Here is an 18757-nt window from a genome sequence, read left to right as displayed (position 1 = left end):
GGCCGTCGGCGTTCCTGCGGAGGCTCGGAGCCCGCCTCGCCCGCCGTCAGGACTCGCCGCGCGCGAGGGCCGAGACGAAGCCGCCGGCGAAGGTGTCGCCGAGGCCGATCGTCGTCGGCCGGTCCGTCTCGAGGACGAGCCCGGGGACGCAGCTGGCCTCGAGCGCCGACTCCACCGCTGCGTACACCGCTTGCGAGCCGGGCTGGGGAGGGAGTCCGCCGACGCGGTCGTAGTCCGCGGCGGTGAAGCCGTCCCCGAGGAGGTCGCGGAGCTCGGCCGCGCGGATCATCTCGTCACCGACGCCCCGCCGCCCCCGGAGCTCGAGGAGGCCCTGCGCGACAGGGGAGTGGAGATCGTGCTCCCGGCCGGTGCGGCCGCCCGGGAGCGCTGACCCGCTCCTCACAGCACGTTGATCGCGGTGGCACGCCAGCGCGCGTCCGTGCCTTCGAGCCGGATCGCGACGGCCCGGCTCCGTGCGCGGTGATGCACCAGCACGACTCCCTCGACGACACCGTCCCGCGGCTCCGTGACGATCACCCGTCCGACCGTGAACGGGACGCGCTGCGCCGTCCGCTTCCGCAGGCTGCGGGCGCGGGCCGCGAGCACGACCCGCTTCTGCAGGTGGTGGTAGACCTCGTCGCTCAGCCACCGCGCGATCTGGTCGATCTCGCGCGAGCCCTCGAGGATCTCGATCACGAGGTGCGTGAGCCGGGCGAGCAGGGGCTCCGGGTCGGGCAGCTCCGCGCGGGTCGCAGGCTGCGGGGCGAAGAACTCCGCGATGGTGAGCCGCTCCACGGCCGCCTCGGGGTCGAGGGGGAGGGTGCGGTAGTCGAAGGCGTGGAGGGGAAGGCTCATGCGGCGATCTCCTGGGGCAGGACGAGCTGTTCACGGGTCCGGGTCACCTCTCTGCTCGACGGGCGGGGCGCGCTGGGTCGGCACGCGAGGACGACCTCATCGAAGCAGTCGAGGGATGCTCATGGAAGGCAGAGGCGCAGACTGTGGATAATCGTCGGCCGTCCCGAGCTGTGGACAGCGAGCCCGGCGTGCGCCGCCCGGCCGCGCCCTAGGCTTGTCGGGTGTCGACCCTCAGTGACCTCGTCCTCTCCCACGGCCGATCCGACGAAGCGGACGTCGAATGGCTGCACCTGCTCGTCGGCGACCTGCAGCTGCTCGCCGACCTGGCCTTCGCCGACATCGTGCTCTGGGTGCCCACGGCCGACGACAGCTTCGTCGCCGTCGCCCACGCGCGCCCCAGCAGCGCGGCGACGCTCTTCTACCGCGACTTCGTCGGGCAGAGGATCAAGTCGGAGTGGCGCGCCCAGGTCGTCGAGGCGTTCGAGACCGCGCGGATCGTCGACACCTCCGCCCCGGACTGGTTCGAGGAGACGCCCACCCGCGTGCGCGCGGTGCCCGTCCTGCGCCGCCTGGGGGCCTCCGACGGCGGGACGACGGACCGCCCCATCGCGGTCGTCACGCGCCACACCAACCTCAGCGAGACGCGCACGCCGAGCCGGCAGGAGCTGACCTTCAACGACTGCGCGAACGACCTCTTCTCGATGATCGCCTCGGGCGACTTCCCCGATCTGGGCGCGCCGACCGGTCCTCGCCGCGGGGCGCCGCGCGCGTCCGACGGCCTGATCCGCCTGGACGTCGACGGCGTCACCACGTTCGCGAGCCCCAACGCCCTCTCGGCGTTCAACCGCATCGGCTTCGCCGACGAGCTCGAGGGGGAGTCGCTCGCCGAGGTCACCACGAAGCTGATCGCGGGGAAGGTCGTCATCGACGAGTCGCTCCCGCTGGTCGTGACCGGCCGGGCGCCGTGGCGCACCGACATCGAGGCCCGCGGAGTGACGGTGTCGCTGCGCGCGATCCCGATCCGCGACCGCGGCGAGCGGGTCGGCGCCGTCGTCCTGTGCCGCGACGTGACGGAGCTGCGCCACCAGGAGCGGGAGCTCATCACCAAGGACGCGACGATCCGCGAGATCCACCACCGCGTGAAGAACAACCTGCAGACCGTGGCCTCGCTGCTGCGGATCCAGGCCAGGCGCACCCACTCCGACCTCGCCCGGGAGGCGCTCACGCAGGCGATGCGCCGCGTCGCCGCCATCGCGGTCGTGCACGACACGCTCTCGGAGGGGCTGAACCAGAACGTCGACTTCGACGCGGTCTTCGACCGGGTGCTGCTGCTGATCGCCGAGGTCGCCTCGACCCACAACACCACGGTGCACCCGAAGCTGACGGGGAGCTTCGGCAATCTGCCCAGCGAGTACGCGACTCCGCTCGCCCTCGCCCTGACCGAGCTGGTCACCAACGCCGTCGAGCACGGCCTGGCCGGACGGGAGGGCGACGTGGAGATCGTCGCCTCGCGCAGCGATGACGAGCTCACGGTGAAGGTGCGCGACACGGGCGTCGGGCTGCCGGAGGGCAAGGTCGGATCGGGCCTGGGCACGCAGATCGTGCGCACGCTCATCCAGGGCGAGCTCGGCGGCACCATCGACTGGCACACGCTGGTCGGGCGCGGCACCGAGGTCACCATCGAGGTGCCGCTGCGATGGCTGGAGCGCGCCCGCTCCTGAGCCCGGAGACGACGCGACCCCCGCTGCCGAGAGGCGACGGGGGTCGGGGTCGTTCGTGCCGCCGAGCGGCTCGTGCGCCTAGGAGGCGCGGCGTGCGCGGGCGGCGCGGCGCTTCAGGGCGCGACGCTCGTCCTCGCTGAGGCCGCCCCACACTCCCGAGTCCTGGCCGGTCTCGAGGGCGTACTGGAGGCAGACCTCGGTGACGGTGCAGCGTGCGCACACCGACTTCGCCTTCTCGATCTGGTCCACGGCCGGGCCGGTGTTGCCGACCGGGAAGAAAAGCTCGGGGTCTGCGGTGAGGCAAGCGGCCTTGTCGCGCCAGTCCATGCGGGTGCTCCTTGTGTGAAGGCGTGCGTGGAGGAACCACGCAGTGTTCGGGTGGGATGATCGATCCACGCCGACGATCCCGACCAGTACTCGACCTCCGCGCCCTCACCGGCGCACGCCACGAGGCCCCGTGCTGGAGCGCGGGGTGGATCGGGGTGGTGGACGGGAGAATGCTCGGTTCTTGCCGGTGCACTCGACGCGATGCGCGAGCACTGCGTCGGCCGCCCGGCTCCAGTGCTGGTCATCCGGCTCGCCCCCGTGCCTGACGGCACGGCGGGATCGGATGTTCACATCGGCGGAAACCCACGACCCTGTGAGCGGTGAAACGAACTGGACTAGCCTGTCACGGGGATGAGCCCGAATCAAGAGTCCTGGATGGGATGTGCCTGTGACCGCTGACGCGAACGGGTCCCGCGGACCCCGCCCGACCGCCTCCCGGCCGCTCGGTCTGGTGGTGCTGATCGCGGTCCTGGCCCTCGAGACGCTCGCCGTGGCCGGGGTCGCGGCGTGGCTCGTGCTCGAGCTGCTGACGACCCGGGCCGACACGGTCGGCGGAGGGATCGCCATCGTCGTCCTCGCGCTGATCGCCGTGTGCTGGGCCGCCGCGACGACGCTCGGCGCCGTGCGACGGCGCGGCTGGATGCGCGCGTCGGCGCTGACGATCCAGCTGGTGATGATGGCCGTGGCGCTCGGCGCCTTCCAGGGCCAGTACGCCGTGCCCGACATCGGCTGGGCGCTGCTGGCGCCGGCCGTGTTAGCCGTCGTCGCGCTGTTCCTCCCGAGCGTGGTCGCCGCCACTCGTCGCGATCCGGCCGTGTAGCCGGACGGCTGGCGCGCCGCCGCTCGCGGGTGCGACGCTGGAGGGACCCCCTCCTCGACACGGAAGCGACGCGCATGGACTCCACCCGACTCGGCTCCAGCGGCCTGCAGATCTCCTCGATCGTCCTCGGCTGCATGAGCTTCGGCGCTCCCGACCGCGGGGCCCACGGCTGGAGCATGGGCGAGGAGGAGTCGCGGACCTTCCTCCGGCGGGCGCTGGAGCTCGGCATCACCACGTTCGACACGGCGGACGTCTACTCCGACGGCACGAGCGAGGAGTTCGTCGGCCGTGCGCTCGCGGACTTCGCGGTCCGCGAGGAGGTCGTGATCGCCACGAAGGTCCACGGGCGGATGCGCCCCGGCCCCAACGGCGGCGGCCTCTCGCGGCGGCACATCCTCAGCGCTATCGACGACAGCCTCCGGCGTCTCGGCACGGACTACGTCGACCTCTACCAGATCCACCGCTGGGACCCCGAGACGCCGATCGAGGAGACGATGGAGACCCTCCACGACGTCGTCCGCTCGGGCAGGGCGCGCTACATCGGCGCCTCGAGCATGTGGGCGTGGCAGTTCGCGAAGGCGCAGTACACCGCGGATCTGGGCGGCTGGACGCGGTTCGTCTCGATGCAGGACCAGTACAACCTGATCCAGCGCGAGGACGAGCGCGAGCTGCACCCCTTCTGCGTCGACCAGGGAGTCGGCGTGATCCCGTGGTCGCCGCTCGCCCGGGGCCGGCTCACCCGCGACTGGGACGAGACCACGGCGCGCACCGAGACCGACGTCTTCGGCGGCACCCTCTACCGCCAGCAGGAGGAGGCCGACCGGCGGACCGTCGCGACCGTCGCACGCATCGCCGAGCAGCGCGGCGTGCCCCGTGCGCAGGTGGCGCTCGCCTGGGTCCGGCAGCAGGAGGCGGTCACCGCTCCGATCGTCGGAGCCACGAAGCTCCACCACCTCGACGACGCGGTCGCGTCGCTGGACGTGGAGCTGACCACCGACGAGCTGGAGGCGCTGGGCGCCGACTACGCGCCGCGCGCCAACGAGGGGTTCTGATCCGGCCGATGCGCCACCGCTGATCCGCCCGAGCGGTCTCCGCTATTCTTCCCCTCGAAGATGACGGAAGCTCGGATCGGGAGGCGGCATGGCGAGGAGTGCCGGGGATCCGTTGGGGGCGCGCTACCGCCTGCTCGAGCGGATCGGCTCGGGTGCCGCGGGTGAGGTGTGGCGCGTCGCCGACGCGCAGGGGCCGGACCGCTCGGCGAAGCTCCTCCGCGGTGAGCACGTGCACGACGCGGGCCTGGTCGAGCGGTTCGTCCGTGAGAGGTCGGTGCTCACCCGTCTGCGGCACCCGCACGTCGTGGAGGTGCTCGACCTCGTCGTGGAGGGGGAGACGCTCGGGATCGTGATGGAGCTCGTCGGCGGCGGATCGCTGCGGGAGCTGCTGCGGGACGAGGGCACCCTCCCGGCGGTCGATGCGCTGCCCGTGGCGGCCTCGATCCTCGACGCTCTCGCCGCCGCGCATGCGATCGGCACGGTCCACCGGGACGTGAAGCCCGACAACGTCCTGCTCGCGGAGGGTGCGGACGATGCGGGCTCCGCCGTCCGCGTCTCCGACTTCGGCATCGCTCACGTGGTCGCCGAGGGGCCGCGCGCGACGACGGGTGTCATCGGGACGCCGGAGTACCTCTCGCCCGAGATGCTCGCCACCGGAGCGGCCGGCCCGCCGAGCGACGTCTACTCGACGGGGATCCTGCTCTACGAGCTGCTGTGCGGCCGGACCCCGTTCGCCGGCCCCGGCGCCGACGTCGCGGTCGCCTACCGGCACGTCGCGATGCTCCCGCCGCCGCTGGAGCTGCCGCCGCGGCTCGCGTCGCTCCTGGACCGGATGCTCGCGAAGGATCCGGCGTCGCGGCCGACGGCTGCGGAGGCGGCGGGGATCCTGCGACGCCTCTCCCCGGCACTGGCCGGGCTGCCGGCGCTGCCGCTCGCGGCGGGCGTGGCGGAGTTCGAGGAGGCCGAGCGCCCGGGCACGGTCCTCCGCGGGATGGCGGTGCAGATGTCGTCGGAGCCGGTGGAGGAGGGGCCCGCTCCCGAGCTCGGCCCGTCGTCGCAGGCGACCGTGCTCCGCCCGGTGCCGCGCCGCGAGCTGCGCCTGGTGGAACGGCCGTTCGAGGCTCCAGCACGGCGGGGGCGCGGCGGACGTCTGCGGATGATCCTCGCCGCCCTCGGCGCCGGCGTCCTGCTCATCGGGGCGGTGCTCCTCGCCGTCCAGCCGCGCGGCGGCGGAGCACGGGCCTCGGCGCCGGATGCCGACCTGTCGGCCCGGCAGCAGGACCGGCCGCTGCCGACGGGCCTCGGAGTGACGCGATCGGCCACCTGGGACGCGGAGCGACGGGCCGTGGTCGTCGAGATCTCCTACTCCGCCCAGAGCGCGCCCCTCTCGGGGTCCTTCCTCGAGGTGCTGCCGGGCCCGGACGCCGCGGCGGCGTGCCCCGCGGCCAGCTGGTCCGGAGTGACGGCGGTGCGCAACCGGCCGAGCGTCACCGGAGTCGGGGTCGGCTGCGGTTGGAGCCTGACGGACCTGCACGTCCCGGCGCAGGGGATCGTCGACGTCACGGCGACCGTGCCGATCGCGGTGGCCGAGCAGAGCGCCCTGGACGGGTGGCTGGCGGCGGCAGCGTCTGCGACGGCACAGGCCGTGGCCGACCCTGCGGTCACCGGGACGGCGTATCCCGTGCAGCGGCTGCGGGATGTGCGGATCGAGACTCCCGCGCGGACGGTCGGCCGGACCCCGCTGCCCGTGACGCTGGTGCCGGTCTGGCCGAGCGGGGCCGACCCCGTGAACCCCCTGCTCGCGACGCCGTCGTCCGCGCCGGCGAGCAGCATGCTCGAGGCGATCGCGGGCGGAGTGGAGGGCGTTCGCTTCAGCGACGGCTGCAGCGGCGCGGTCGCCGTGTCGTCCGACGGGCTGACGGTGACCGCCCTCACGGTGACTCCGTCCTGCGAGCTGCGCGCCCGAGTGGGCGCGTTCTCGGACCTCTCGAGCAGTCCCTTCGCGATCACCACTCGCGAGTGAGTCGACCTCCCGCGCCAGTGTCGAGCCGTCGACGTCACGCGAGCCGTCTGTGCTGTCTTGCCTTCTACCATGACGAGACATCCTCATGAAACGACGGTGGAGTGGGGAGCGGGCGGGACGGTCCCGTCCGCAGGGGTAGAAAGGTGTGATCCATGTCACGTGTTCTCTCGACCGACGAGGCGAAGTCCGCGATCCAGCAGATCCAGTCGATCGTCAACGGCGGCCTCGCCGATCAGATCAGCCGGCTCGACGCACAGGGGCGGACACTGTCCGATCCGAACGTCTGGGACGGTCCGCTGGCCTCGCAGTTCCGCTCGTCGACCTGGCCGGAGACGAAGTCGGCCCTCGAGAAGGCCAAGCAGGAGCTCGAGGAGCTGCGCAGCCAGCTGGCGACGATCTCGCAGAACATCTTCGCCGCCGGCGGAGGGAGCTGACCGGCCGTCCCGCCCCTGCGTGCTCCGGCGAGCGGGGGCGGGACGTGCTCGTCGTCTCCGCGCTCCTTCCTCCGCGCACCTCCATCGGTGCGTCTCGGAGTGATCGGAGCGCTCTCGAGGAGGACGCGCCGATCGACTCGGTGGCGGAGGCGCGATCATCCGCCCGAGGGCGCTGATCAGCCGCCGTCCGCCGGCGTCGGCGAGACCGACTGCACGAAGTGGATCTCGCCGTCGAGGCTGACGAAGCCCCGGCCCACCGTGGGCGGGACGGGGAAGCGCCGCGGGATCTGCGCGCCGAGGAGAGTGCCGTCGTTGTCGACGTCGGGCTGGAGCAGCAGCACGGAGCGGGAGGCCGCCGCCTTCTTCGTCCAGTTCCCGAAATGGCTGCGGAGCTCGCTCGACCGGCCGGCCAGCACGACGCAGAGTCCCGGGCGACCCGACGAGACCAGCCTCATCAGCGCCTGGTCGGTGTCGTCCCAGCGCTCGGCGTCGTCGAGGAGGAGCAGCACGGGGCCCTCCTCCGTCGACAGCGACGCGAGGAGGGTGCGGAGCTCCTCCGCGCCCACGGCGAGTCGGTCGAGGTCGGCGCCCCTCAGCGGGGAGCGTCGATCGCACACTCCCCAGACGGCGACCGAGCCGGCGGCCCGCGCCGCCTCGGCCAGGGCGAGCAGCACGGTCGACTTGCCCGATCGGGCGGGTCCGGCGATGACGACGTGCTCGCCCTCGAAGACCTGGAACGCCAGCGGGGCGAGGTCCGACTCGCCGAGGCCGATCGGGAGCAGCCACGGCTCGCGATCGAAGCGGGCCTCGATCCCGAGCGCACTCACGGCGACCCTGTCGGGAAGCGTGCCGACCGTGCTCGTCCTGCCGCGCGCATCCGGCCAGGCGGCCGCGAGCTCGGCGATCGCGTCGTCGAGACCGGCCCTCGGAGTCGCGACCTGCGTCTGCAGGAGCGACGAGGTGAGAACGCAGCGCCCCGGCACCGCTGCCGGCGCCTGCACCGGCTTCACCCCGGCGGCGGCGTAGTCCTGCGGGTCGGCGAGGCGGAACAGCCACTTCTGCGTCGTGACCTCCTCCATCACCGAGGGGATCGCCCTCGCCCGGGTGCTCGTCACCGCGAAGTGCAGGCCGAGCTCCGGTCCGTCGGCGTAGGCGCGGGTGAACGCCTCCATCAGAGCCAGGCCCTCCCAGTCCTGGAACTCGTCCTTCAGAGTCGCGAGACCGTCGATGAGCACCAGCGCACGACGGTGGCCCCCGGGCGATGCTCGGCGCCGCCGCACCTCGTCGCGGAGGTGACGGAGGAACCGAGTCTGCTTCTCGTGGGATCCGCCACCTGCGCCGACGTAGGAGACGGTGTGCGGGAGTCGCGCGAGCGGGGCGGAGTGGCGGGAACCGGCATCGAGGACGTAGAGGTCGAGCTCGTCCGGGGGGAAGTGGCGGGCGGCCGTCAGTGCGATCGACGCGAGCGCCGTGCTGGTGCCGCTGCCGGGGATGCCGATGAGGAGCAGGTTCCCCTCGCCCAGATCCCAGCCGGTCGGCGTCCGGCGCTGCCGGTCGGGGTCGTCCGAGAGTGCGACGTGCAGGACGTCGCCGACGACGCGACCGAGGTCGGACTCCTCCGCACCGAACCCGCTGAGGGCCATGGTGTCCTCGAGCGGCTCCGGCCAGATCGGGCGGGGAGGGCCGAAGCCCGAAGCGGCGTCCGCCTCGACCACCGCGTCGATCAGGAGGTCGAGATCGGTCGGGGCCGTCTCGTCGGCGGCGACCGGGGAGGGGCCCTCGACGGGGACGCCCGTGGGTCCGACCGGGCGGACCTCGATCGCCTCGACGGCCGGCGCCTCCGCGCGACCGGTGACCAGCGCCGTCTGGACGGGCGAGATGTCGTTCTGGCCCCGCTTCACGTACGCTCGGCCGGTCTGGGAGCGGGAGATCCCGGCCGCGCTCGCGACTCCGATCACGTCGGCGGAGTCGTCCCGGCTCTGCACCCGGAGGGCGACGCGGAGGTTGGTGTTGGCGAGGATGTCGTCGTTCACCACTCCGGCAGGACGCTGGGTGGCGAGGATCATGTGCACGCCGAGCGTCCGGCCGACCGCGGCGACGCTCACGAGGGACGTCAGGACGTCGGGATGCTCCTTCGCGAGAACGGCGAACTCGTCGACGACGAGCAGGAGCCGCGGCATCGGCTCCGGCGGCGAGGTGGCCCAGTACGCGTCGAGGTCGTCGACACCCTCGCCGGCGGCGGCGAAGAGCCGCTGACGACGCCGCATCTCGGCCTGGAGCGAGCGCAGCGCGCGGTCGGCGAGCTGGGCGTCGAGGTTGCTGATGGTGCCGATCGTGTGCGGGAGCCGCTCGCAGGACGCGAACGCTGCACCTCCCTTGAAGTCGATGAGCACGAAGGTGAGGCGCGTCGGATCGTTCCAGGCCGCGAGGCCGGCCACGAAGGAGCGCAGGAACTCGCTCTTGCCCGAGCCCGTGGTGCCGCCGACCAGGCCGTGCGGGCCGTCGGCGACGAGATCGAGCACGAGCGGACCGTGCTCGGACGAGCCGACGGGCGCGCGCACGCCCCGGGCGCTCGACCACCACCCCCGGACGTCCGCGGCGGTCGGACGATCGGCGCCCAGGAGCGGCGGCAGCCGCACGAGCGCGGAGAGGGCCGCCCCCGCGGTGACGAGCTCCGGGTCCTCGAAGCGCGCCAGGTCGCGCGCACAGCGCTCGGCCGTGGAGGAGGCGAGACCGGCGAGAACCACGTCCTCGACGGTGATCCGCTCGTCGGGCCGGGAGAGGACCGCCGAGGCGTCCGCTCCGACCCGGACGACGACCGTGCAGGAGGCGGGGAGCTGCTCCTCCGACGCCGCGAGGACGAGGCCGGAGATCCGGGTCGCCGCCTCGCGCTCGCCGCGGCCGAGTCCGAGGAGTTCGCGCGCCGGAGCGGCGCGTCCCTCGGTCAGCACGTCGGAGTCGAGCACCAGGAGCACGCGCGGCGAGTCCTCCTCGCGGAGGGCGCGGAGGAGCTCGGAGCTGCGGTCGCGCCGGTCGGAGAGTCGACGTCCGCCCCCGGGCAGACGCGTGTGGGGGAGCCAGGAGGCCCAGCTCCAGTCGGAGTCGCGTCGCCGGTCGCAGAACACCCCGATCGCCAGGTCGGCCGGACCGCAGTGGACCGCCGCCTGGCAGAGCAGGCTCCTCGCCAGAGCGAGGCCGCCCTCGCGGTCGCCGACGATCCCGACGACGCCCGAGTCCGCGAGATCGATGGACACGGGCGCGCTCGGGACGACGCTCACCGCCAGGATCGCGCGCACCTCCTCCTCGAGCCGCGGCACTCCGCGCTGATCGAGCGGGGGAGACCACGGGACGTCGCCGACGCCGATGTGCAGGCGGAGCACATCGGCGGAGGTCGCGCGCCGCTGCCACAGCGACGTGGCGGGCAGCGCCGCCCGGCGGATCGTCGTCGCCGGGTCGGGCGCGTCCTCCTCGAGGCGGGCCCGTTCGACACGCGCGGAACGGGCGATGTCGTCGCGGAGCGTCTGCAGCGCCTCGCCGTAGCGCTGCTCCTCGGACCGGGTCGCTCGGGCGTGCCGGTGCCGCTGCTCGAACCACAGGCCCACTCCGGCCACGGGGCTGAGCGCGGCGAAGAGGGCGTAGCGCGCATCGCCCATGATGAGGACCATCGCGAAGGCGAGGACGAGCGGCGCGGCGACGGTGATCACGCTGAAGGTCGTGGCGGAGGCGATCTCGAGGCGGGCCGGCGGGACGACCGCCTCGCCGGCCGCCGGACGTCCCGGTCGCGGCGGCCGGTTGAAGGGCACGGTCGCCGTCGCGGTGACGTTGTCCGTGCTCCCCGGCTCGGGCGCGAGGAGCTCGGGAGGCGCGGGGCGCAGTCGGAGAGCCGCCCCACCGGCGATCACGACCGCGGCGTCGGAGACGAGGACCCCGTCCCCCGTCGCGGAGACGCCGTCGACCAGAGTGCCGTTGGTGCTGTCGGCGTCGCGCACCCGCAGGCCGTCGCCCTCGCGGGTCACCGAGAAGTGCTCCCAGGAGGCGCTCGCCGTGTCGAGGACGACGTCGGCGTGCGGGGAGCGGCCCACGATCAGCGCACGGCCCCGCGGGATCTCGACCACGGCTCCCGCGCCGAGACCGCCCGACAGCACGGCCGTCCACCCGCGGGCCGCGGCAGGTCGGGGCAGGGGGGAGCGGGCGATCCGCGTTCCCTCGAGCAGCAGCAGATCGGCCAGCCGGGTCTCCACAGGATGCAGGGCGGTGTCGACGGCGAGGGCCGTCCCGGGCGGGAGGCGGTGCCCGGTGGCGGTGGCGATCAGCTCGCCGAGTGTCGCGGAGTCGCGGTGGCGGCCGAGGTCGATGTCGGAGCGGGTGCCGTCGAGATCGAGGAGGAGTCGCACCGGGGGCTCACGGTCGGGGCTGTCCGGCGAACCAGAGCAGCGGCGGGTCGGCGGGCCGCAGGCCGAGGCGCTGCGGCGAGGTGTGGAGGGGGAGTGCCGGGGCGTCCAGAGCGTGCGCGGCGCCGAAGTCGAGCGGCGGACCGGCGAGCCCGTCCGCCGCTCCGATCGTGCATCCCCGGAGTGCGGCGGCGACCGCCGAGGGTGCCCTGCTGCCTGCGACGGCCGCGGCTCGCACGAGCGCCACGACGGCGTCGTGGCTGGGGGCGTCCGCGACCGCGGCGAGATCGCGGAACGCGCGGTCGCCGAGGAGGGTCGCCCGCGCGGCATCGTCGGCGGTCATCCGTACGGCCCCCAGGAACGCGGAGGCCGCGCGTCCGCGCTCGTCGCCGCGGAGGGCGACCGCGTCGCCGGAATCCGTGCCGATCGTCGTCAGATCTCCCGAGAGGGTGCCTCCGGCCGCGGCCAGGGCGGGAGCGAAGGCGGGGCTCAGCGCGTCGGGCGTGAGCAGGATCGGGACGGACGCCCCCGCCGCCTGCAGAGCGGCGACCGCCGTCGCCTGCGCCGCGGCGGGGCCGGACACGACGACGCGCTCGACCGCCGGCTCGCCCTCGAGGTGCGGGCGGGCGGCGGTGATGATCACGTCCGCGGCGGCGCCCGGATCGGCGGTCACCGTCGCGGCGGGCGAGAGACCGGTCGGGGTGCCTCCACCGGTGTCGACGAGGAGTACCCGGGCGCCTCCGCCGGCCTCCTCCACGAGTGCCGCGTCGGCCGAGGCGGTGTCGGGTCCGAGGGACCAGACGCCGTCGCCGGGCAGGGCGGGGCCGCCTCCGTACGGGAGGACGGCCGCTGTCCCCGCTGCCCGAGCGGCGTCCACGGCCGCAGCGGTGTGGGTGCCGTGGGTCGCGAGGACGAGGCCGGACACGCCCTGCCCCGTCAGCTCCTCGACGGCGGCGCGGGCACCCTCGGGCGTCCCGTGGTCGTCGACGGCGACGAGACCGATCTCGCAGCCGCCCATCGCTGACCGGTGCGCTGCGACGACGGCACCGTTCGCCGCGTCCTTCCACTCCGCGCCCTCGCCCGGAGCCGAGCTGAGCGACACCACCACCCCGAGCGTCAGCTGCTCGGGCACCCGGGCGCACGAGAAGCCGACCGGGAGAGCGGCGACCTCCGTCATCGGGGCGGACTGCGGGGGCAGGAGGGAGACGAGGGCACCGCTGACGCCGAGGAGGGCGACGGCGCCGCCGACCAGCATCGTGGTCCGTCGGGCGGTGCGGGGGTGCTGCGCCGCGCGCCTGCCCAGGCGGGTCATCGCTCGTCCCCGATCCGGAAGGAGTAGACCGTCCGGGTCCGCGTGCCCTCGGGCAGGTCGAGGTGGAACGCGGGAAGCGCATCCCCGGCCCGGAGGGAGGCCCGCTCCTGGGCCTGCGCCAGCAGGATGCCCGAGACGTCCTCGGACCGCACCGCGGCGTGGCCCCGTGCGCTCTGCGAGGCGAGGGCGAGCTGCACGTCGGCGGTGCCGACCTTCGCGGCACTCGTGGTCATCGATCCGAGCAGGCCGGAGCCGCCGACCGTCCGGTCGCCGAGGTCCAGGAGCACCTTGTGCAGATCGGCTGCGAGGAGCGCGGCGGCCGCGTCGGTGTCGCGGGTCGAGGCGTCGATCGTCGTCGCGATGCCGGCCAGGGAGGCGCGCGTCCGCTCAGAGACGGCCCCGCCGATCCGGGCCTCCGCGGTGCGGAGAGCCCGGTGCCCGGCGTCCACCGTCGCTGCACCGTCGGAGCGGATGCCGGAGGAGGCCGTGCGCAGGCTCGAGACCGACCGGTCGAACATCGCGACGACCGCGTCGGCGTCGGCGCCGGAGCGCGTCGAGATCCGCCGCACCTGCTCGTCGAGGAGTGCGGTGACCGCGGATGCGGCTGCCGTGTCCGCCTCGGCGAACGCATTCTGGATCGCCGGTGCGAGAGCGTCCTGCTGGGCACCGAGAGCGTCGATGCGGGTGCCGAGTGCGTCGCGCTGAGCGGTCAGCGCGTCGACGCCGGTGCGGAGGGAGGCGAGCAGGCCGGTGAGGCGCGTGTCGTCCGAGCCGGCCGTCGCGCCGGCCTCGGCCACGCCTCCGCGGACCGTGGCGAGCGCGGCGCGCAGGGCGGCGAGGTCGGCGCTAGCGCCGGTGCTGCCGACGGTGGAGGCGACGGCGGTCCACGCGTGGACCTGGTCGCTCAGCCGGTCGGCCAGGGGGGCCGGATAGCCGTCGGGAGCGTCGAGGCGGCCCGTGCCGGAGCAGGGCGTCGCGGTCAGGTAGGCGCGGAGCTCCTCGACGGAGCCCCGGGTCACCTCCACGGGTGCGCGCGTCGGGCGCCCGGTCGGCGTGGGTGCGGCAGCAGGGGACTGTGTCGCCGGCGACAGCTCGCAGAGCCGATCGGCCAGCTCCTGGTTCTGCGCCGACAGCGACCCCGTGCTGGTCGGCGTGCCGAGCTCGTCCAGGGCGGTCGTGGCGGCGGTGCCGACCGAGGCGACCGTCGTCTCCAGGCCCGCGGTGTCCGCGTCGAGCTCGTCCAGCGTCGCCGACAGGGCGGCGAGTGCCCGGGTGACGGATCCCTCCGGGTCGGCCAGGGTGTCTACCGAGGCCGACGCGGCGTCCACCCTGCTCGCGAGGGCGGCGAACCCGGCCTGCACGCCGTCCGTCAGCTCCGGCTGCAGGGAGTCGACGAGGTCCTGCCCGCGATCGAGCATCCCGAGCAGCACGGTGTCGACGGCGGCTCCGGAGGCGGCGAGGGAGCAGGTGGTCGAGGGTGCCGTGCAGGTCTCGGCGGAGGGCTGTGCCGGCCCCGCGGCAGCACGGACAGCCGCGACGACCTCGTCCCGGCAGGACTCGGCCGCCGTCCCGTACGCGTCGAGATCGGCCGTGAGCCGCAGCAGCTCCGAGTGGATCGAGCCGGAGCGGCCGCCGTCGACGGCGACTCCGCATCCGCTGCCCGAGACCGTCGGCGGCGGCACCGCGGCCGATGTGTCGCCCAGCAGGGCGTCCACCGCGTCGATCGCCTCGGACAGCTGCGCCAGCAGGCCGGACTCGGTGCCCGAGACCGTCGACGACAGCTGCGCCCGGAGCGCGCCGAGCTGCCCGGAGAGGCTCTGCATCGAGGCCGCCGTCGAGGCGGCGCCGGCCCGCAGCTCCTCGGCCGTGCGGACACCGAGAGTCTCGGAGGTCGCGTCGAGCGAGGCCCGCACCTCGGCGACGGTGGTGCCGGCCTGCGTCAGCAGGTCGTCCACCGCGGTGACGACCTCGATCGTGCGGCGCTCGAGGGCGAGCGGCGAGGCGTCGGAGGAGTCGAACGCGGCGCCCAGCGCCCCCTCGGTGGTCGGGTCGGTGCTCAGGCCGGGCTGGACCGCCAGGTCGAAGGCGGGGACGGCGAAGTCGGCGACGTCGGCGACGAGGGTCAGCCTCGCCGTCGCGCCACCGCCCGGGGGAGCGAGGAGAGCGGCCCACTGCACGACGGCGTCTCCGTGCTCGTCACGGCTGAGCACGCCGTTGGTGACGGCACCCGACTCGCTCTCGGTGACGACGCGACTCGGCGAGACGCCCGGCAGGACCGCGGAGGCTGCGATCGTCAGCGGAGCGCCGACGAGTGCACTGCGGCGGGCTGCACGACCGGCCGCGTCGAACGCGACCTCCTCGGGCCGGACCGTCAGGTTCTCCACCGCGAGCGAGATCTCGATCCGACCCGAGCGCCCGGCGAGGTCGGCCGGATCGGTGCCCGAGGCGTCGGCGGTGCGCCACGAGGGCCGGACACGGACCGGCAGGTCGGCGGCGACCTCGGGGGGATCGTAGACGGTGGTGGTCGCCGAGGTGTCGGACGGGTCGTCGCCGACGGCGAGGGCCGTCCCCTCGATCGCACGGACACCCCCGTCGGACGAGACGGCGACGGACACCGCCTGCAGCACCCTGGCGGCGGTGAGCGCCGGCTCCGGTGGCGTGCAGCCCGCCAGCACGGCGGCCACGACCGCGATCGCCGCTCCGGCCGTCGTCCTGCGAGTATTCGAGCGCACCCTGACCACCCCTCGTCCCGACGGGGCACCGGGCGGTGCCGCTCACGTCGACATGAGAGATGCTCGCAGATGAGCGGCAACCCGAGAGCCGGTGGCGCGCGATGACCCGCACCGCGCGCCCCGGGGTCAGACGAGCTTCAGCTTCTTGCGGAGCGCCTGCACGTGCCCGGTCGCCCGGACGCCGTACTGCGCGAACTCGAGTGCTCCCTCGGCTCCGACGACGAACGTCGAGCGCAGCACGCCGACGACGGTCTTGCCGTAGAGGCTCTTCTCGCCCCACACCGCGTACGCGCGGTGCACGGTCATGTCGGGGTCGCTCAGCAGCGGGTACGCGATTCCCTGGGCGTCGGCCCAGCGGCGCAGCGCCTCCGGAGCGTCCCGCGAGATCCCGAGGACCTCGTAGCCGGAGTCGCGGAGGGACGCCGCGTTGTCGCGGAAGTCGCAGGCCTCCGTGGTGCAGCCGGGGGTGTCGGCCTCGGGGTAGAAGAACAGGATGACGCGCCGTCCGCGGTAGTCCGCGAGCGAGACGGGCTCGCCGTCCTGGTTCGGCAGCGTGAACTCCGGAGCGGAGTCGCCGGCGGCGAGGCGCGCCTCGGCGGGGATGGGGGAGAGGTCGGTCATCGTCTGCTTCCGTCGGTCGTGGCGAAGGTGGTCAGGAGGCGCTGGAGCGAGTCGAGGCGCTCCGGTCCGCTGGCGCCCAGCAGTCCGCCCTCGACCGCCTCGATGATGGCGCAGTCGGGGGAGTCGGGCAGGTGCGTGCAGCCGCGCGGGCAGTCCCGGGCGATCACGGCGAGGGTCGTGAACGCGCCGAGGATGTTGTCGGTGTTCACGTGGCCGAGTCCGAACGAGCGGACGCCGGGGGTGTCGATCACCCAGCCGTGCCGGTCGCCGCGCTCCACGCGCAGCGAGACGGTGGAGGACGAGGTGTGCCGGCCGCGGCCCGTCACCGTGTTCACGCGCCCGATGGCCCGGTGCGCGTCCGGGACGAGCTTGTTCACGAGGGTGGACTTGCCGACTCCGGAGTGCCCGACGACCACGGTCTCGTGGCCGAGGAGGGCGTCGGCGATCTCGTCGACCGGCGGCTCGTCCTGGCTCGAGAGGAACACGCGGAGGTCGAGCCCCTCGAAGTTGCGGAGGAACGGGGCCGGGTCCGCGAGGTCGGTCTTGGTGATGCAGAGCATCGGAGTGATCCCGGCGTCGAAGGCGGCGACGAGGTAGCGGTCGACCAGCCGGGTCCGGGGCTCGGGGTCGGCGGCGGCCACCACGCAGAGCATCTGGTCGGCGTTGGCGACGATCACGCGCTCGATCGCGTCGGTGTCGTCGGCGCTGCGGCGGAGGAGTGTCGACCGCTCGCGTATGCGGACGATGCGCGCGAGCGTCCCCTCGTCGCCGCTGGAGTCCCCGACCACGTCGACGCGGTCGCCGGCCACGATCGCCTGGCGCCGCAGCTCGCGGGCCCGGGCCGCCGTGAACTCGTGCTCCTCGGGCGTCCCGTCGCCGATCATCACCGTGTAGCGACCCCGGTCGACGCCGAGCACCATCGCGATCTCGGCGTCCTCGTAGGCGGGCCGGTTCTTGGTCCGGGGCTTCGTGCCCTTCGGGTTCGGGCGCACCCGCGCGTCCGACTCGTCGTACCCGTCGAAGTCGTCGAGAGCACCGTCGGCGTCGAGGCCGCTGTCCGTCCACCACGACACGGGTCAGACCGATCCGGCGAGGGTCGTCCACAGCTCCGGGAACTGGGGGAGGGTCTTCGCTGTCGTCGCGACGTCCTCGATCACCACGCCGGGGACCACGAGGCCGATCAGGGCGCCGGCGTGGGCCATGCGATGGTCCGAGTAGGTGCGCCAGCGGCCGCCGTGGAGCTCGGCGGGCTCGATGCGCAGACCGTCCTCGAGCTCCGTGACCCGGCCGCCGAGGCCGGTGATCTCGGCGGCGAGGGCGGCGAGGCGGTCCGTCTCGTGGTGGCGGATGTGGCCGATCCCGGTCAGGGTGCTGGGAGTGGAGGCCAGCGCGGCGAGGGCGGCGAGGGCGGGGGCGAGCTCGCCTCCCTCCGACAGGTCGAGGTCCACGCCCAGGATCTCGTCGCCGCCGGTGACCACGAGGTCCTCGCCGTCGCGCTCGACGCGGGCGCCGAACAGCGGCAGGATCCGCTCGAGGTGCGCCCCGACCTGCGTGGTGACGGCCGGCCAGTGGCGAAGCCGGACGCGGCCGCCCGTGACGAGGGCCGCAGCGAGGAACGGCGCGGCGTTCGAGAGGTCGGGCTCGATCAGCACGTCGGCGCCGGCGATGGGCTGCGGCGCGACGGTCCACTCGCCGTCGGCGGGCGTGCCGACCTCGACGCCCCGTGCCGCCAGTGCGGCGACGGTCATGTCGATGTGGGGCCGGGAGGGGACGGCGCTGCCCTCGTGGCGCAGGTGCAGTCCCTCCTCGAAGCGGGCGCCGGCCAGCAGGAGCGCCGAGACGAACTGGCTCGACCGCGAGGCGTCGACGACGACGTCGCCGCCCCGGACGGCCCCGGAGCCGTGGACGGTGAAGGGGAGCGCGCCGCGGCCGTCGTCGGCGACGTCGACGCCGAGCGCGCGGAGGGAGGCGATCGTCGCCCCCATCGGCCGCTTCGCCGCGTACGCGTCGCCGTCGAAGGTGGTGGGGCCGAGCGCGAGGCCGGCCAGCGGCGGGACGAAGCGCATCACGGTGCCCGCGAGCCCGCAGTCGATCGTCGTCGAGCCGAGCAGCTCCTCCGCGGGCTCCACGACCAGGTCGGCGCCGAAGCCGCCGGTCGAGCCGGACTCCCGGATCGTGGTGCCGAGCGAGCGCAGCGCCTCGATCATCAGGGCGCTGTCGCGGGAGTGCAGCGGCGCCCGCAGCGTGGAGGGTCCGTCCGCCAGAGCGGCGAGCACCAGCTCCCGGTTGGTCAGCGACTTGGAGCCGGGCAGGCCGACCTCGGCGTCGAGAGCGCCGGCCGCGAGGGGTGCGGGCCAGGCGTCGTCGCCGGGGAGCGCACGGGCGTCGCCGTACGGATCGAACTCGGGGGCGGAATAACGCGAGAAGACCATCGGTTGTCAGGATAGTCGGCGCGCAGGGCGTCGTCAG

14 protein-coding genes are annotated in these 18757 nt (G+C 74.2%); 5 read left to right on the top strand and 9 right to left on the bottom strand.

The features are described 5' to 3' along the window. Nucleotides 1-46 precede the first annotated feature (46 nt). Nucleotides 47-403, bottom strand: coding sequence for a hypothetical protein (locus C5C53_RS03180; RefSeq protein ID WP_104266809.1), 357 nt, complete (start codon nucleotides 401-403; stop codon nucleotides 47-49). Next, a complete protein-coding gene (locus tag C5C53_RS03175) occupies nucleotides 400-855 on the bottom strand; it encodes an Rv3235 family protein (RefSeq protein ID WP_219812134.1) in 456 nt (151 codons plus the stop codon). The genes C5C53_RS03180 and C5C53_RS03175 overlap by 4 nt, the downstream gene beginning before the upstream one ends. Nucleotides 856-1076: 221 nt before the next feature. Here C5C53_RS03175 and C5C53_RS03170 point away from each other — a divergent pair, with 221 nt between their 5' ends. Beyond that, nucleotides 1077-2576: a sensor histidine kinase gene (locus C5C53_RS03170; RefSeq protein ID WP_104224128.1), complete on the top strand. Its 1500-nt coding sequence runs from the start codon at nucleotides 1077-1079 to the stop codon at nucleotides 2574-2576. Nucleotides 2577-2654: 78 nt separating this feature from the next. On the opposite strand, the gene C5C53_RS03165 is transcribed toward C5C53_RS03170, so the two are convergent. Then, nucleotides 2655-2903 (bottom strand): WhiB family transcriptional regulator, encoded by a 249-nt coding sequence (locus C5C53_RS03165; RefSeq protein WP_055788231.1) that lies wholly within the window; start codon nucleotides 2901-2903, stop codon nucleotides 2655-2657. Between the two features lie 388 nt (nucleotides 2904-3291). Between C5C53_RS03165 and C5C53_RS03160 the strand changes: the two genes are divergently transcribed. The 4 genes from C5C53_RS03160 (at nucleotide 3292) to C5C53_RS03145 (ending at nucleotide 7232) form a co-directional block, all read left to right on the top strand. Next, nucleotides 3292-3723 carry a hypothetical protein gene (locus C5C53_RS03160; protein WP_104266808.1) on the top strand — a complete coding sequence of 144 codons (432 nt, stop codon included), beginning with the start codon at nucleotides 3292-3294 and terminating at the stop codon, nucleotides 3721-3723. 74 nt (nucleotides 3724-3797) lie between these two features. Continuing rightward, nucleotides 3798-4775, top strand: a complete 978-nt coding sequence (locus C5C53_RS03155) for an aldo/keto reductase (RefSeq protein WP_104266807.1) — start codon at nucleotides 3798-3800, stop codon at nucleotides 4773-4775. A gap of 88 nt (nucleotides 4776-4863) precedes the next feature. Next, nucleotides 4864-6798, top strand: a complete 1935-nt coding sequence (locus C5C53_RS03150; protein ID WP_104266806.1) for a serine/threonine-protein kinase — start codon at nucleotides 4864-4866, stop codon at nucleotides 6796-6798. Nucleotides 6799-6950: 152 nt separating this feature from the next. Next, nucleotides 6951-7232 (top strand): pyrophosphorylase, encoded by a 282-nt coding sequence (locus C5C53_RS03145; protein ID WP_104224124.1) that lies wholly within the window; start codon nucleotides 6951-6953, stop codon nucleotides 7230-7232. A gap of 176 nt (nucleotides 7233-7408) precedes the next feature. Here C5C53_RS03145 and C5C53_RS03140 read toward each other — a convergent pair whose 3' ends face one another. The 6 genes from C5C53_RS03140 to aroA all read right to left on the bottom strand — a co-directional run bounded on the left by C5C53_RS03140 (nucleotide 7409) and on the right by aroA (nucleotide 18720). Then, complete coding sequence (locus C5C53_RS03140) at nucleotides 7409-11626, bottom strand: FtsK/SpoIIIE domain-containing protein (RefSeq protein ID WP_104266805.1); 4218 nt, start codon at nucleotides 11624-11626, stop codon at nucleotides 7409-7411. Between the two features lie 7 nt (nucleotides 11627-11633). Continuing rightward, nucleotides 11634-12935 carry an ABC transporter substrate-binding protein gene (locus C5C53_RS03135; protein WP_104266804.1) on the bottom strand — a complete coding sequence of 434 codons (1302 nt, stop codon included), beginning with the start codon at nucleotides 12933-12935 and terminating at the stop codon, nucleotides 11634-11636. Then, complete coding sequence (locus C5C53_RS03130) at nucleotides 12932-15667, bottom strand: hypothetical protein (RefSeq protein ID WP_146084630.1); 2736 nt, start codon at nucleotides 15665-15667, stop codon at nucleotides 12932-12934. Before C5C53_RS03130 ends, C5C53_RS03135 begins: the two co-directional genes overlap by 4 nt. A gap of 126 nt (nucleotides 15668-15793) precedes the next feature. Next, nucleotides 15794-16288: a thioredoxin-dependent thiol peroxidase gene (gene bcp, locus C5C53_RS03125; protein WP_104266802.1), complete on the bottom strand. Its 495-nt coding sequence runs from the start codon at nucleotides 16286-16288 to the stop codon at nucleotides 15794-15796. Then, nucleotides 16285-17361 carry a ribosome small subunit-dependent GTPase A gene (gene rsgA / locus C5C53_RS03120; RefSeq protein WP_104224119.1) on the bottom strand — a complete coding sequence of 359 codons (1077 nt, stop codon included), beginning with the start codon at nucleotides 17359-17361 and terminating at the stop codon, nucleotides 16285-16287. Before rsgA ends, bcp begins: the two co-directional genes overlap by 4 nt. Before the next feature lie 3 nt (nucleotides 17362-17364). After that, complete coding sequence (gene aroA / locus C5C53_RS03115) at nucleotides 17365-18720, bottom strand: 3-phosphoshikimate 1-carboxyvinyltransferase (RefSeq protein WP_104225496.1); 1356 nt, start codon at nucleotides 18718-18720, stop codon at nucleotides 17365-17367. Between the last annotated feature and the right edge of the window lie 37 nt (nucleotides 18721-18757).

The sequence above is a fragment of the Rathayibacter sp. AY1E3 genome, assembly GCF_002932235.1.
Taxonomy (GTDB): Bacteria; Actinomycetota; Actinomycetes; order Actinomycetales; family Microbacteriaceae; genus Rathayibacter.
This window is presented reverse-complemented; position numbering and strand designations above follow the sequence as displayed.